Source organism: Vibrio sp. 10N.239.312.D08, assembly GCF_041466145.1.
GTDB lineage: Bacteria > Pseudomonadota > Gammaproteobacteria > Enterobacterales > Vibrionaceae > Vibrio > Vibrio crassostreae_C.
On record NZ_JBFSSD010000035.1, the window covers coordinates 26,482 to 42,224 of the forward strand.

8 protein-coding genes and 1 pseudogene are annotated in these 15,743 nt (G+C 44.4%); 3 read left to right on the forward strand and 6 right to left on the reverse strand.

Annotation, left to right across the window (positions count from 1 at the left end; translation table 11 throughout):
* Nucleotides 1-1,911, forward strand: a complete 1,911-nt coding sequence (locus tag AB6D58_RS17350; RefSeq protein WP_248401679.1) for a LapD/MoxY N-terminal periplasmic domain-containing protein — start codon at nucleotides 1-3, stop codon at nucleotides 1,909-1,911.
* Nucleotides 1,912-1,929: 18 nt separating this feature from the next.
* Entirely contained in the window at nucleotides 1,930-4,044 is a 2,115-nt protein-coding gene (locus AB6D58_RS17355) for a type I secretion system permease/ATPase (RefSeq protein WP_372141200.1), read from the forward strand.
* 122 nt (nucleotides 4,045-4,166) lie between these two features.
* Here AB6D58_RS17355 and AB6D58_RS17360 read toward each other — a convergent pair whose 3' ends face one another.
* The 4 genes from AB6D58_RS17360 to AB6D58_RS17375 all read right to left on the reverse strand — a co-directional run bounded on the left by AB6D58_RS17360 (nucleotide 4,167) and on the right by AB6D58_RS17375 (nucleotide 10,641).
* A complete protein-coding gene (locus AB6D58_RS17360; protein ID WP_372112009.1) occupies nucleotides 4,167-5,837 on the reverse strand; it encodes a FapA family protein in 1,671 nt (556 codons plus the stop codon).
* 419 nt (nucleotides 5,838-6,256) lie between these two features.
* Nucleotides 6,257-8,350, reverse strand: a complete 2,094-nt coding sequence (locus AB6D58_RS17365; RefSeq protein ID WP_372157877.1) for a GNAT family N-acetyltransferase — start codon at nucleotides 8,348-8,350, stop codon at nucleotides 6,257-6,259.
* Between the two features lie 93 nt (nucleotides 8,351-8,443).
* Nucleotides 8,444-9,418 (reverse strand): ParB/RepB/Spo0J family partition protein, encoded by a 975-nt coding sequence (locus AB6D58_RS17370; RefSeq protein WP_372112013.1) that lies wholly within the window; start codon nucleotides 9,416-9,418, stop codon nucleotides 8,444-8,446.
* A gap of 5 nt (nucleotides 9,419-9,423) precedes the next feature.
* The gene (locus AB6D58_RS17375; RefSeq protein WP_017061213.1) at nucleotides 9,424-10,641 is read right to left on the reverse strand and encodes a ParA family protein; all 1,218 of its coding nucleotides are present in this window, start codon (nucleotides 10,639-10,641) and stop codon (nucleotides 9,424-9,426) included.
* Nucleotides 10,642-11,901: 1,260 nt separating this feature from the next.
* On the opposite strand from AB6D58_RS17375, the gene AB6D58_RS17380 reads away from it, so the two are divergent.
* Nucleotides 11,902-13,881 (forward strand): replication initiator protein RctB domain-containing protein, encoded by a 1,980-nt coding sequence (locus AB6D58_RS17380; protein ID WP_017071247.1) that lies wholly within the window; start codon nucleotides 11,902-11,904, stop codon nucleotides 13,879-13,881.
* A gap of 380 nt (nucleotides 13,882-14,261) precedes the next feature.
* Here the strand turns inward: AB6D58_RS17380 and AB6D58_RS17385 are convergent, their stop codons facing one another.
* Together AB6D58_RS17385 and AB6D58_RS17390 are read right to left on the reverse strand one after the other, a co-directional pair.
* The gene (locus tag AB6D58_RS17385) at nucleotides 14,262-14,780 is read right to left on the reverse strand and encodes a transcriptional regulator (RefSeq protein WP_372157881.1); all 519 of its coding nucleotides are present in this window, start codon (nucleotides 14,778-14,780) and stop codon (nucleotides 14,262-14,264) included.
* A pseudogene (locus AB6D58_RS17390) lies at nucleotides 14,777-15,664 on the reverse strand (ABC transporter ATP-binding protein). The gene AB6D58_RS17385 and the pseudogene AB6D58_RS17390 overlap by 4 nt, the downstream one beginning before the upstream one ends.
* Nucleotides 15,665-15,743: the final 79 nt, after the last annotated feature.

The window sequence follows — 15,743 nt, forward strand, 5'->3', positions numbered from 1 at the left end:
ATGACTTTATATAAACAGCTTGTGGTCGGGATGGTTGCAGTGTTCATACTGCTGATGACGTCAGTTTTTATGATCGAATTCAATACCACCCGTGGATACTTAGAAGAGCAGCAACGCTCTGAGGTAAGTAATACCATTAATACTGTTGGACTGGCTCTCGCCCCTTACCTAGAAGAAAAGGACAAGGTGGCAGTGGAGTCTGTTATCAACGCCCTGTTTGATGGCAGTTCTTATTCCGTCGTTCGATTGATCTTTCTCGACAGCGGTGAAGACATTCTCCGCTCATACCCTGTAAAGCCAACCGGCGTACCAGAGTGGTTTACCAACCTAAACCTGTTCGAGCCAGTTCATGACCGTCGCGTAATCACCAGTGGCTGGATGCAATTGGCCGAAGTCGAGATCGTAAGTCATCCAGGTCCTGCCTACGATCAACTTTGGCAAGCATTCATCCGCTTACTGAGCATTTTTGGCACGATCTTCTTACTCGGTTTGGTGTCTATTTCTTGGATCCTTAAGCGCGCTTTACGCCCGCTCTCGTTGATCATTACGAAGATGGATCAGATCGCCAAGAATCAGTTTGGCGAACCACTGGCTCGTCCAAAGACAAAAGATCTGACCTTGGTTGTTGATGGTATCAACCACATGTCGACTCAAGTTGAACTGGCATTTAAAAACCAAGCGAAAGAAGCTCAGAAGTTACGTGAAAGAGCGTATATCGACCCGGTATCTCAGCTCGGTAACCGTGCTTACTACATGTCTCAGTTAACACAATGGTTAGAAGAGTCGAGCTTAGGTGGTTTAGCGGTACTTAAAGCGGAGTTTATTAGTGAAGAGTACGATGAAAAGGGCTATCAAGAAGGTGATGCCTTGGTTCATCAACTGGCTGAACAGCTGCAAGCTTCAATTTCATCACCAGACATCACCATCGCTCGTATTTCTAGTGACGAGTTTGGTTTCATCATGCCAAACATTGATGAGAGCGAACTGAAACTTGTCGCGAGCAGCATCGTAAACTGTATTCAGAGCCTAGGTTCAGACCCAACAGGCACTGCGAACCCACACATTGCTCTTGGTGTGACATACAGCAACACGCGTAAGACCAGTACTGAAATCATGTCGCTGGTGGATAACGCACTTTCAAGTGCCAAGGCGAATCGAGAACTTGCTTACGGCTACGTAACTGCAGACGATCACGGCGCTGTGATGGGCAAACAACAATGGCGCATGTTGGTTGAAGAAGCGATCATCAACGACCTCATTACCTTCCGTCTGCAAGCTGCAAACAATGCCTTTGGTAAAACGTATCACCAAGAAGTATTCTCTGCGATTGAAAAAGATGGTGTGCGTTATGGTGCCAATCAGTACTTATACGCGCTAGAACAGCTTGAAATGAGCCACATTCTCGACCAATACGTTATCGAGAAGATGATTGAAAAGCTCAATGAAAATGAAGTAACCAGCCCTGTCGCTATTAATATTTCACCAAGCAGTATTTCTCAACCAAGCTTCATCCGTTGGATAGGTAAGACGCTTGAACAGAATGCTTCAATCGCTCACCTGTTGCACTTTGAGATTCCAGAAAACTGCTTCATCAACGTTCCGCACTACACGGCACTATTATGTAACACCATTCGCAACGCTGAAGCGGTGTTTGGTGTCGATAACTACGGACGTAACTTCCAATCACTGGATTACATCAACGAATACCGTCCAAGCTATGTGAAGCTAGATTACCTGTTCACACATAACCTTGATGACGAAAAACAGAAGTTCACCTTAACGTCGATCTCTAGAACCGCTCACAACCTAGGTGTCACCACCATCGCGTCTCGAATAGAAACTCAGACTCAGCTAGATATCCTGTCTGATAACTACGTAGAAGTGTTCCAAGGCTTCATTGTTGATAAATAGTTGTAAGGGTTATATCACATGCAAGATCCACTATTGAACTCACTGATCTACGTTAGCCGGTATTACGGGTTAGCTAACTCGCCCGAAGCGTTGATCAATGGGCTACCACTATCCGATGGAAAGCTAACCCCTTTCCTATTCCCTCGTTCTGCTGAACGAGCAGGATTAGTGGCAAAAGAAAACCGCTCCGACTTAGAAAAGATTCCTCACCTGATACTGCCTGCTGTCTTACTGCTTAAACAAGGCGAGGCGTGCGTTCTCAACAGCATTGATTTAGAGAAGCAAGAAGCGGAAATCATTACAGCGGAAAGCGGAATGGTGCCAATCATCATTCCTGTCGAAGAGCTGAAAGAACAATTCATCGGCCGCTACTTCTTGGTAAAGAAACAGTTTCGCTATGATGAACGTTCACCAGAGGTTCTAAAAACACGTAAAGGGCATTGGTTTTGGAGCACGATTTGGGAATCTAAAAACATCTACCGAGATGTGTTGATCGCCTCCATTCTGATCAACATCTTCGCGATAGCCGCGCCCATGTTCACACGCTTGGTGTACGACAAAGTAGTTCCCAACCTTGCCTTTGAAACCTTGTGGGTGCTAGCGAGTGGTATCTTCGTCGTATTCCTATTCGATTTGCTGCTCAAATTGATGCGCAGCTACTTCATTGATGTTGCTGGTAAGAAATCCGATATTCTCATTTCCTCCAAGTTATTCAGTAAAGTACTGGGGATTCGTATGGAAGCGAAGCCTGCTTCTGTCGGTGCTTTCGCTAAAAACTTGCAAGAGTTCGAATCCATTCGAGAGTTCTTTACCTCTGCAACCATTGGCTCGTTAATCGACTTACCGTTCGCACTGATGTTCTTAGCGCTAATTTGGCTAATGGCTGGAAACCTTGTATTCGTTCCCGTTGCTGGCGTGGTCATTTTGATCGTCTATGCATTGCTAATCCAAGGCCCACTGCGCCGCACCATTGAAGAAGGCTCTCGTCTTGCTTCGCAGAAGTATGCAAACTTGATTGAAAGTTTGGCAGGGTTAGAAACGGTTAAGCTATTCAGCGCGCAAAGCCAATTCCAATTCCGTTGGGAAGAAGCCGTTGCTCACATGGCGAATTGGAATATCAAAAGCCGACGCATCACAGACAGCATCCAAAACACCGCCGGCTTTGTTCAGCAAAGTACTAACGTAGGTATGATCATATTTGGTGTGTACCTGATCGCGGAAGGTGAACTTACGATGGGTGGCTTGATTGCTGCAACCATGCTGAGCGGCCGAGCGATTGGCCCGCTTGTTCAGCTGTCTTTGCTTTCGACTCGTTACAACCAAGCGAAGTCATCAATGACTCTGATTGAGCAAGTAATGTCGATGCCGGATGAACAAGAAGAAGGTAAACGTTATATCCACCGTCCGATTATTCAGGGTCATATCGCGCTAGATAAAGTGACGTTCCACTACCCTGATTCACCAGTGGCTTCTATCAGAGACTTGACCCTCAATATTAGCCCAGGAGAGAAAGTAGCAATCATTGGTCGTATTGGTTCAGGTAAAACCACACTAGAACGTCTGATTATGGGCCTCTACAAGCCCACAGAAGGCCATGTACGCATTGATGACACCGATATGGAGCAACTGCATCATGTCGACGTACGACGCAATATAGGCTGTGTTCCGCAAGACAGTAACCTGTTCTACGGTTCAGTCAGAGACAACATTACTTTAGGTCGCCCTTTGGTGGATGACCGTGACGTGATGGATGCGGCAAACCGTGCAGGCGTAACCGCGTTTACTCAGCAAGATCCTGCAGGTTTAGAACGCCAGGTGGGTGAAGGTGGTGCTTTACTGTCTGGTGGTCAACGTCAGTCAATTGCCATTGCTAGAGCCTTCCTGGGCCGTCCGCCAGTGTTGTTGATGGATGAGCCGACCAGTGCTATGGATAACCGTTCTGAAATGCACATCAAGCACCAACTTAACCAATTGCTACCAAGCGAGACGTTGATTCTGATTACACACAAAACGTCGATGTTGGACATTGTCGATCGAGTGATCGTAATGGAGAAAGGCTGCATTATTGCCGATGGTCCGAAAGCGCAAGTTCTGTCAGACCTCAAACAAGGTAAAGTAAGAGCGGTGAGCTAGAGCGCTCAAGCCATCTAAATAAATCATTATCAGTAGAAACCAAAAGGGGAGCATCAGCTCCCCTTTTTCTATTTGTCGGTATCGTCACCTAAGCCATACGTCACTCGTGTTCAACACAAAGCCTACAAAGCAATGTCTTCTTGCTCCATCTTGAATGAACATTGGATCTCGTATTGGTTGAATGAGAAAACACTTCCGCCGTGGGTTCGCTTGGTTGTGACTGTCTCATCACCAAATTGAATCGTCACTCGGGTATACACTTTTTCGTGTACCTCTACCGTACATTCAGCAAGGTTGGTTTCAAACTCCGCTTCAAGTGTATCTAACTGCGACTTTGTGTTTTCAATTGCGAGGTTGTTCTTCTCACGTTGCTGCTCAATTTCTAGGGCTTGCTCTTCGCTTCTCTCTGCTTTCGGACGCTTCTTAAATTCTAACTCTTGGCGAATCACACCCATGGTTTGCTCTTGCGTATGTTTATAAGTTTCCTTCAGCTCGGCTATCTTTTGGCGGTAGCCATCGTAGCGTGCAAAACCATGTACCTTGGTTGCGGTGTCTCCCTCAACACCTAGGAAGACACATTCTACTTTTCCGCCGACTTTGGCTTCACCACCGCTGAGTGTGCCGTGTTTTTTCAAACTGTCCATCACGATAAGGTTGTTACCACAGCGAATGTCATTACTCATACTGTGCACACCAAGTCGAAGGTCGTTGGCCGTTTGTAGCTCGGCATTCTGTGCATAGCTTGCTGTGATAGAGCCTTTACTGAATACCTTACAACTTTTTGGCTCACCCTCTTTAGTCGTGTGGCCGATAATGCCTTTCGCGACTTTGATATCCCCCTGGGCTTGAACTTCGGCCGATTCGATAAAGCCACCCACCGTAACACTTCCGGTCGCCTTGACGATCATCCCCGGCTCGATGTTGCCAGAGACAAAGACATTACCTTTAAATTTAACGTGCCCAGTTGAGACATCGACGTTGCTGACACATAAGGCGTCATCCACTTCGATGGTTCGGTCTTTAATGATGGGCAATCCAGGGTGCGAGGCGAGTAGTAAATTGGGATCTTCAGGGGAGATGTAAGTGCCCTTTCCAGGCTTGATTAAACTGTCTTGTCCAGGAAGCGGTGGGATAATTCGGCCTTGAACGGTAAAGCCAGCGATACCTTTGGTAGCGGGGGTACGTTTCATTAAGTGATCATTTTGACCAACGGTAATGGTTTGTCCCAAGTCTCGCATATCAATCTTGCCTTCGTCTTTACTGCGAGGCTTTAAGACTTGGCGAGTAATATCTTCAACCAAGGCGGCAAACTTGGCGTCCTTACCTTTTACTGGTTGTGTCCCTTTAGCGACGGGCTGAGTAAACTTTTCCCCGGATTTAAGTTTGCTACTCATCATCAGAACTTTTCTGAGCGCTAACTTATTTATTCCTTTTGTTATTTGAGCTTGAGATAAACACTGAATGATGTCGCTGCCACGCAGTGGGTGTCCATTATAGGGACCAGTAACTACAAGACTCGCCAACATCTCATCATCAGACAGTTCGACCGCAACAGTGGCATTTCGAACTTCGGCAATCAAGATTCCTTCATAAGCTTCACCCTTACCTTCTTTAGCAAGAGTAACGAAACGCAACACCTCTTCTTCGAAAAGAAAATAGTTTGATGCATTCAAAGCTTCTAAGGTTGATGGCAGCGTCTTGTTATCAAAGCTTGCGTCAACCACAGTCCCGGTTGGCAGACATGCCATTACTTGTTGCTTGTCTTCCGACAATGTAACGATGTTATCCCACATTCGAATTGAGTATCCCTAATGACTCAGTTGTTATTCAGTCTATATAATTCATTCTGCGCTGAGTATCACATTATTAGAATAATCAGCGTCACATCACTTACTTTCGATTCTGCAAACATGACTCATAAATAAGACTTACACATTTTATGATCTGCTTCGCCTTTACAAATACATAGGGAAGTTTTTTCAATATATTTCGTGTGATTGAATGTTAATTCGATGTAGGGCTAGATAGTAAAGGCGAATAGCTTTAGAAGATTAAAGGCTGTCATGGAGAGATGAAACAGAAGTGATGTAACAGATAATCAGGGTAAAAACGGATTTGAATATGGAGCTTCAGTTTACAGTGTAAATCCAAAATTCTAATTTACACTGTAAATCTAATTTGTAGCGGTCAGTCTATTTAAATGATGGATAGCCTATTTACACTGTAAATTTGACAGCAGAGCATCGACATCTTTACGAAAGTGAATCTCTGCTTGTTTGCGACCAACAAGATTAAACTGTTCGACACAAGTACCCCACTCTTTCTGCTGAACAACCTTTGCGATGAGTAAGTCAGAAATACCTATGTTTCGGTCGTTACTGAGTAGAATCAAGTTCAGTACGCTAAAACTAATCGCATCATAACTGTTGCCACCGTTCACGTAATTTCTAACTAACTGAGTTTCAAACTCGCTAACAGTATCGACACTCTTTGGCAGCAGTTCGCGCACCATATCGGTTTCAAGTGAAACCAAAGAACCTGAAACAAGAAAACAGTAACTACGCTCGAAGTGATTTTGAACTTGATTTATCCAGCGTTGAGAGTTTGAGTTAAGCGCCTTAACCATCAGAACCGAGTGGCAGCCGCTGGCCTGATCTCGCTGGTGGCCGATGTGGACAGCTTCAAATTCACTACCACGCCAAAAAGAAATCAATTCGCTGGTCGCGCCAAAACTTGTCGCCAGATAATCTGCTTGGCTGGTTTGCTGTGATAACTGAGCCAACATCCAACGGCCAATACCCAAGCCTTGATGACGAGCTGAAACAGCAATGCGCATAACTCGAAGGCACCGACTGGTCGCCGCCGGAGTACAACCAAGTTGGTTTGCCAGTAATACAGGAGCAAGGTGACCTTGAGGCCTGCGTTTTCCAAGTTGAATTTGAGCAATCAACTCGCTGTCCAAACCACCCTCTTCCGTCACTAACATACAACCTAAACATTCATCCTGCTGCCAAGCGGCGTACAAACGGATTGCTGGGTTGTAGAGAAACTGCATTAAATCGTTCGGCGAGGTCTGATAGTGCGCATCCACAAGAAGAGAAAAACATTGTTGTAGCTGCTCAGGATTAGCCAAGCATTCTGCTTTTGATAACTCGACCAAGTTTAATTGGTTGATTGCCTCAGCAGAAAAGCCATCGATTTCATCAACCGCCGATTCACTGAGTGATGCGTCATTACCAAGTAGGAAGCAATCAAACAACCAAGCTTCTAGCGGATCGTTGTTATTCCAACGAATCGGTTGTTCGAGCTTAAAGCCTTTCCACCCCGGACGATGCTCAGAAAGCCAAGACTCAAACTTAATACCGAACCCTCGTCCACTGCCTTCGTAACCGTGTACCGTGGTTGAAAAGACCATACGGTGATAGATGTCGACCATGGATTTAAGCATCGGAATTGGAATTGCAGCTGCTTCATCAACCAATAACAGATCGCAATCAGGCTTAGATTTAAGTAATTCATCTGCTGCGACGAATCTTAAACTGCCACCTTGATGACGAATGTGAGTAGCGTTTACCACTTCGCAAGATTCTAACCCTTGGCTGGCATGAGAAAATACCGGCTCTACCGCTTTCACTGAAGGCGCGGTAACAATTATATTAAACCCGTGACGCTCAACTAACAGTTGCGCTGCGGCAATACCCAATGTCGAGCTTTTACCACGCCCTCTATCCGCAGTGAGAATCAAAGGACGTTTACGATGTCCAGACACCACTTTTTTGACTAATTCAACAGCCGTGTTTTGCTGTTCAAATTTATCCAATCCGTTTTGGGCGCTTTGCATCTGAGGAAGAGCGTGAGTTGCTTGAACTACATCGCCGGCTTCATTGTGTTGTGAAACAGAAATCAGTTTATCGAAATGACGTTTTAACCAACGTTGGCCAAAGCTTTCACTATCTTCAGAGGCATTAACTTTTGGCGGCAACACCAACAACAACCCACCACCAACTAACGAACCCAACGCGGCACTAAAACCATTCGCATCGAACTGCTCTCTAAAATCACAAACAAGAACTTGGCACTCACGACCAAGCAGTTGTTGGCCTTTTTTTACTGGAGCATGAATCACACCTTCAAATGGCGTACCGCCAACCTGGAAGATGCTCGGAGTGTTTGAATCTTGAAGGAAGGTAAAAACAGCAGAGTTTTGCCAATCAAAATCGCCATCAAAGACCACGCCGTAACGGTGATCGTTATGCTGAGCAATATTAGAAAGTGTATGTAGAAAAGTGTTGGTTGGGTTTGTCATAGTTAGCGTCCAGATTCATCTAAACACAGTTTATCACAGCCAAATAAAAAGCCGCATAAAGCGGCTTTAGAGGAGTAATGAAAAGTCGTCGACTTAGTCGAGCTTCGATTGTACGAAGGCGAGGATTTCTTCCATTGTTGAATCATCAACTTTCTTAAGGTTCAACGCCAAGTTTGAACCCTTGCGGCTGTATGATACGCGGCCCTTAATAAGCTCAACTTTTGGAGAAGCTTTCTTCGCTGGCGCTGGCGCCAATTCAAGAATCCAACCTTCCAATGTTTCGGTCACGTCTTTGGTTAGACGAGTTACGCCTTGAGCTTCGCTACGCTGCCATACAAAACCTTCAGAAGCATCACACTTAGTCAGCAGTGTTTGCTGCTGTTCACTCGTCAATCCACCAAACTGCTTGTGCAGTTTAACAATAGTTGGACGACCAAGGTCGCTCACATTTGGGTAAGCTTGTAGCAATTCAAGTGGTAGAGCAGCTGCTTTCAATGCACCACTCACTAAAGCTTCACTGCACTGGAACATTTTCGCCAGTGCTTTCTGATCTTCAGCTTCGCCTTTATCCAGCTTCGCTTGCATCTCTTTGCCCTTCTCGTAAAGAGAAAGCGGTTTATGAGCGTTAGCTACGTCTGATAGGAACTTAGCGTGTTCGCCGTTAATGTTTTCAGCAACATAGATTAGGAACTCTTTGTCAGCCAAAATACATGACATACGACGACGGCTACCATCAAGAACTTCAATCTTACCGTCTTTGTTCTTACGACCAACCGCTGGGTATTGCTGACCACGTTCTTTCAATGTTGTAAGAACATCAGAAAGCGCGTGCTCGTTTAAGAAAGATTGCTCACGAGCGTTCTCTTCAAAAACAACCGTTCGAGTAGCCACTTCAGCCGCAGGAATTCGAACCAATTCAAATGAAACCAAATCTTCGCCAGCAACAGAAAGCTCAATCACTTGAGCCTGCTCTTTTGCCGCTGTTTGCGCTTCTTGTGGTGTTGCTACGCGACGTTTGTTTGCTTTACCAAATAGCTTTGCATTTAAGTCAGATGTTTTAATTGCCATTGTTGTTATCCCTGATTAAGTGAAGGCCAGTTGCTATGTAATACGCGCTCTAATTCTAGAGCACTTTTTTGTACTGCGTCTTGAGCAACAGCTAGAGTTTTCTTACCGCCCTCAAAGTCGCTCACCGTTAGATCGAAAACCGTGCTGTAAGTGTCGGCACAGGTTTCAAAAGCACGGCTTCTTGGAATGGTTGCCATCATTACTTGGTCATTCAACAGGTAGTTCATTTCCGTCAGAACTGACACCTGTTTCTTGTTGTCGTCTTCAAACATGGTTGGCATTAGACGAACAAATTCGAGCCCTTTCCAGTCATCCGGGAACATTTCGTAAACCGTTGGTAAGTGCTGGAAGAAGTTAACCGTTGAAGCCCAATCCAAACGCTTAGCTGCACATGGAATCAGAAGTGCGTTCGACGCGTACATTGCATTCCATACTAGAGGGTCAACGTGCGGGCCGGTATCAATCATAATCACATCGAAGTCATCGGCGATTTTGTCGATAAGCTTCTCTTTTAACAGACGAACAATATCAAGTGACTGATCTTGTGAAAGGCTTTGCCACGCTTCAGCGTTAAACATCGCATCTTCTGGGAAAGCAGAAATTGTCTTCAGGTTTGGATACTGAGTTGGCAATAGTACGTTCTTACGAAGAAACTCTAGATCGACATCTTGGCCTTCAGGCACGTTGTCCAACATGATATCGACGGCAGAATAGATGCTGTCGTGCTCTGCCCCACTAATTTGTGGATTTAGGAACAGACGCAAAGAGCCCTGTGGGTCCAAGTCAATCAGACAGATACGGTAGCGCTTATCCAAATTCAGAGACAAACAAGCGGCTAAATGAACCGCTGTCATTGATTTACCCGTACCACCCTTCTGGTTTTGTACGTTGATAATCCATGGCTTATTGTCAGCGTGCTGCTTACGTTCATGGAACTTTGGCACTTCTGCCGCGTCCATCAACATGTGAGCTTCTGTCAATGAAATCGAGTAATGATTGGCGTTGTTCTTTGTAAACTGATGGCCATCAGCTTCAAGTTTAGTGATCGCTTCATCGAGTTTACGACGCGTTAAACCAGAACGAGTCTCCATCATAGCTTTAGACATTGGAGGGAAATGTTCATCACTTCGCTCTTCCAAAATAATCTCAATTCGGTCAGCCTGAACTTGTTGAGTTTGTTCGGCTAGCTGATAGAGCTTATCAATCGTTTGTTCTCTTTTCATTGCCAGTTTCCGTAATGATTAACTAAGTACAAATTGTACAGCGATTAACAACAAACACAACAAAAACATGAACATACATTTATGAGTAAAATCACATAAAATAGACCGCGTTTTTACAATTTGATGAAACATCGCCTTAGACAAACACAAAAATGACTGTTTCTATCATGTATAACCATGCTATTTCTAGTCTACATTTTAAATGTTACAGCATCACTTATTTACAATGTAAATGGAATTTCAACGAAAAACCTTCGGAACGATTGAAATACAACCGTAGATTACGGTTGGTGTGATTTGCATTCGAATTTATAGATTTTCAATCCAATAAAAATTAAAAAACACTCAATGACCAAAAAATTCAAAACAGAAGAGAAGATGGGGTGTCAAAAAACAACAGAGGATTGGAACTTAACCGGAAGAATGATCATGGAGCACATCCAGTGTAAGATAATTGATAACGCCAAATTATGAAGCATGATCAAGGCGTAAACTGAGCAATATTGATCCGAGCAACTGCAGATTGAAAATGATCAACCTCCGGAAAAATGATCAAGTAAACATAGTTACGGAAGCATGTAATTTATGAACTAAGTTACGGACAAATGCTTTTGGAATGGGGATTCAACGCCTATAAGGGCTCAATGATTGAAAATTCAATCGACACAGACCAAGAATACACAAACATGACAATTTCATGATCATGCTTCCTAGTTAAGACCCACCCGCTCTAAATACATCAAAGCAATCCATTTCCAGCGGATACAGACTAAATTTTGCACTCAATAGGGTAGGAACGATAAAAAAGTATGCTCTCTTGATCATTGTTCCGATAGATTGGCCACCACAAGTGTCCACTTAGACAAGTCAAAAGCTACTTAGAAACCGATGTTGAATTCCGATCTGTGGATAAGCTGTATAAGTATAATGATCATGCTTTCGAACCAATAATGATCATGCTTACAATGACTTAATGATCATCGTTCTGATGTTCTGTGATCATGCTTTCTTAAGTTTAATGATCATAGTTTCGGAACCTTTATGATCATGCTTTCCAAGGCGATTTATTTTAATGCTTTAAATTCAGCTACTTATAAGCAAAGTTACGTCCAGATCATTAGATCACTTAATCATTTAAGATCATATTAATCAAAAAGATCAGTTATTTAAAAGCCAATAAATTCTCTTTATTTATGATCATTCTTTCTTTATCATTCAGGAACTATAGTGAAATTACGGTTAGTGTGATACGGATCAAAAATGAAACCAGAAGAGAAATTGTTAATTAAGGCACGAAGCCACAAAGATGGTCATTTATTTGAGGTATCTGAAACAGCCGTTGAATGGATAGAACAATATCAACACTTCAAAGGTGTCACCAAAAGCATAGTTGAGCTTCTTAACCTAATTTCACTTCGTGGGTTTAGCAGTAAAGACGGGTACGTTTCCACCACTGAGATTATTGAATCAACCGATGGTCAAGTCACTCGCGCAGCCTTACAGCAAAGGCTGAGAGCTGCAGTTAATATCGGATTGTTCAAACAAATCCCCGTTCGCTTTGAAGAAGGCCTTGCTGGTAAAACCATGTTGCATCGCTTTGTGAACCCAAACCAATTGATATCGGTGCTGGGTGCCACCAGTTTAGTGACAGAAAGCGTGAAGCAAAATGAAAAGCAAAAGCGCTCTAAAGCCCTAGCTCAAACCAAAGTAAACAAGCGCTTACTGAATGAACATGGGTTGAATACCCCACCAACGATGAAAGATGAAGCGGATCAATTCATTGTTTCGCCAACCAATTGGGCGGGGATTATTGATCAAGCGTTAGCGCCACCTAGAACTCGTAAGAGCTACCAGAAATCCATGGTTTCGATCTCTGGCACTCGCGCTGTGATCGAGACACGATCTTCTAAAAATATCATGACCGTTGACGATCTGATGACGCTATTCGCGTTATTCACTCTCACCGTTCAATATCATGATCATCACCAAGATGATTACCATCTAGACGCGAAACACACGCCAAACAAAACACCACTCTACATCACTGATATTTTGTCTTTACGTGGCAAGAAAGACAGCGGCCCTGCACGTGATTCTATCCGCGACAGTATTGATCGTATCGAATTCACGGATTTCCAACTGCACGAGCTTACAGGCCGTTGGCTTAGTGAGAACATGCCAGAAGGCTTTAAGAGTGATCGTTTCCGATTCTTAGCTAGAACCATTACCGCATCGGAAGAAGCGCCTACAGAAGGCTCTGACGGCGAAATTCGCATTAAACCGAACCTATACATCCTGGTTTGGGAGCCTTCGTTCTACGAAGAGCTGCTGACGCGTGACTATTTCTTCCTATTTCCGCCAGAAATCCTGAAGCAACATACCTTGGTCTTCCAAATGTATTCGTACTTTAGAAGCCGCATGGCACGTCGTCATTCAGATAGCATGTTGCTCAGTGAGCTCAACCAGAAATTGGCGCGTAACATCGATTGGCGTCGTTTCTCGATGGATCTGATCCGCGAGCTCAGAAAGCTGGGTGAAGTCGGGGATCAAGAAGATACCTTCCTGGTTAATCTTTGGGGTTATCACTTGACGATCACCGCGTTGATCGAAAAAGGGAAAACGACCGATTATCAGGTAGATATCAAATGTAATGTGGAAGAGGTCTTACGTTACTCAAGAGCGCGTACCACTAACGCGGGTAAGCGTAATATGGCACCAACGCTGCCGAACCCACTTCGTAACGAAATGGTGTCTAAGCAGAAACTGGAAGAGCTGTCTGAGATTATCGACGGTGAGTTTGAGCCCATTCAGCGTAAAGCACCGTCGCCAAGAGGTAAATTGGGACGTCGAGTTAAGCAGCGTAAACACTCTGTTGAGATCAATGCTGACGAGATCATGATTACTCTCTCTAAATATACCTCTGCAGAGGCTCTAGAACGCAGCATAACGGCTTTATCTGCTATGACAGGGCACTCACATGCCTCAATCAAAGAAGAGTGCTCAGAGCTCATTGAGAAGCTTGATTGGTTGAGAGTAGGGGAGGACGTTATCCCATACGAAACACTGAGTCGCTTGATTGAGCTATATAACGACCGAGATAGCACCAGCAATCGACATCTGTCCATTGAACGTTTGATCTCTGGTTTAGCGGTGCGTCGTAAAGTGTGTAAACAAGTTCATGAAGGTCATTTAGACGAAAACGTGTTCCTTGCGCTCGATGAAATGGCGATTGGCCACTAGTCATTATCCTATCGCGATAAGCCTGTTTTACCGTCGCTGAATGGATAGTTTTGAACACATTAGGTGCTGATTAAAATCGCACCTAACGCTGACAAAGTGATGACAAAGTAGCGCATCTAGTTGATTATTATTTATCCCGAATAGACAACCTTTGTCCTTTCTTGTGATTAATAGATTGGCTCATATTTTGTTACATCATACTGAATAGATTTTTGCGAGTTCCCAAGGGACTCGCTTTTTTTTGCCTAAAATTCAGTCAATCATTAAAATTCAATAGCTTACAGAGTTAAACGCCGAAGCATGATCAAGGCTCGATCATGCTTTCTACGGATCTAGCTCTGGTGAGATTCTGATTTGATGCTTGATCGAGAAGGGCTTGATCAGTGGAGATGGCGTTGAATAATGCCTTGATCATCGTTTCGGGGATGGGTTGCCATAAAGCGTACATGCAACTCGATCAATTTTTCAGACTCTGCTTTCCAACGTGGTTCTTGCTGTTGGTTCGTAAACTCCAAAGCCAATACACACAAGTGTTGTAGCCGCTGTGTACACCACTCTTGCAATCCTGCTTCTGATTTTGGGTCACATGACACCGCTTGCAGCTTACTGTAGGCAAACATTAGGTATTGGTAGGCTTTATCTTGATGGCTTGAGCTGCTGGCCTCCTGCGAAGCCAACTCCGGATTCGATGAATCCGCGAGGTGGCGATAGAAAGTAAAGATTCTCAGGCATCCGTCTAGCCAACATGCGATACCTTTGCTCTGCTCATCTGTGATCAATGGCCCCCAGAGCGCATCTGGAGGCGTTAAGATCAAAGGTTCTAACCGGTCCACTTGATCATGCTTTCGGTCTTTGTACCAATCTCCGATCCGCTCTAACCAAGTGTCTAGTTCATTCATGCAACGTTATCCCACTGTTTTACAAAGTGATTATCAGAAACTTGTTTGATTTCATGCTGTATTTCACTGCTCTGCTCTCGAATACGATCAGCGTCTATTGAATAGTTTGGCTCATTTTTGACGAGTTCGCCAAATGGCAGATCGGGATCTGGTACGGCAGAGATCAACAACTTAGTGTACGGGTGTCGTGGATTGGTTAAGATCGACTGGGTTGATCCCCATTCGACGATCTGTCCTTTGTACATAACCGCTGTCTCTTCTGCGATGTAATGTGCTGTGGCAAGATCGTGGGTTATGTACAAAAAGCCAATCCCCAACTCTTGCTTCATTTTTTGAATCAGGTTCAACACGCCAAGTCGAATCGAAACGTCCAACATCGAGGTGGGTTCGTCAGCAAGAATAACCTCAGCGCCAACGGCCAGTGCTCTCGCTAGGTTAACCCTCTGTCTTTGGCCTCCACTGAGCTCGTGCGGGTATTTGGCGAGCGTTTCGATGGGTAACTCCACCAGCGTTAATAACTCTTTGAGGCGTTCTGTGAGAGCCTGTTTAGTGGCTACCTGTTTATGGATCTTAAGTGGGCGCGTTAAATGGTGCTCAATGGTGTGAGTGGGATTAAGTGAACCAAAGGGGTCTTGAAACACCATTTGCACACGGCTGCGATAATCCAAGATATCTTTACGGCTTTTCAGCGTAGAGATGTCTCTGCCTTTGAACAGTATCTCTCCCTCTGTCGCAGGGTAAACCTTGGTCATCAATCGTGCGCAGGTGCTTTTCCCGCAGCCTGATTCTCCGGCTAAGCCGAAAATCTCGCCTTAGCCTATGTGAAAGCTAACGGATTTGATTGCATTGAAAGAGGGGAAAATGAGAGTTGGATCAAACCACATTTCTTATGGGGAATCTTTTAAATATAATTGCAGAAAATGGCTTTGGCAAAGTTTAAATGAGGCATTTATTAATTAGCTT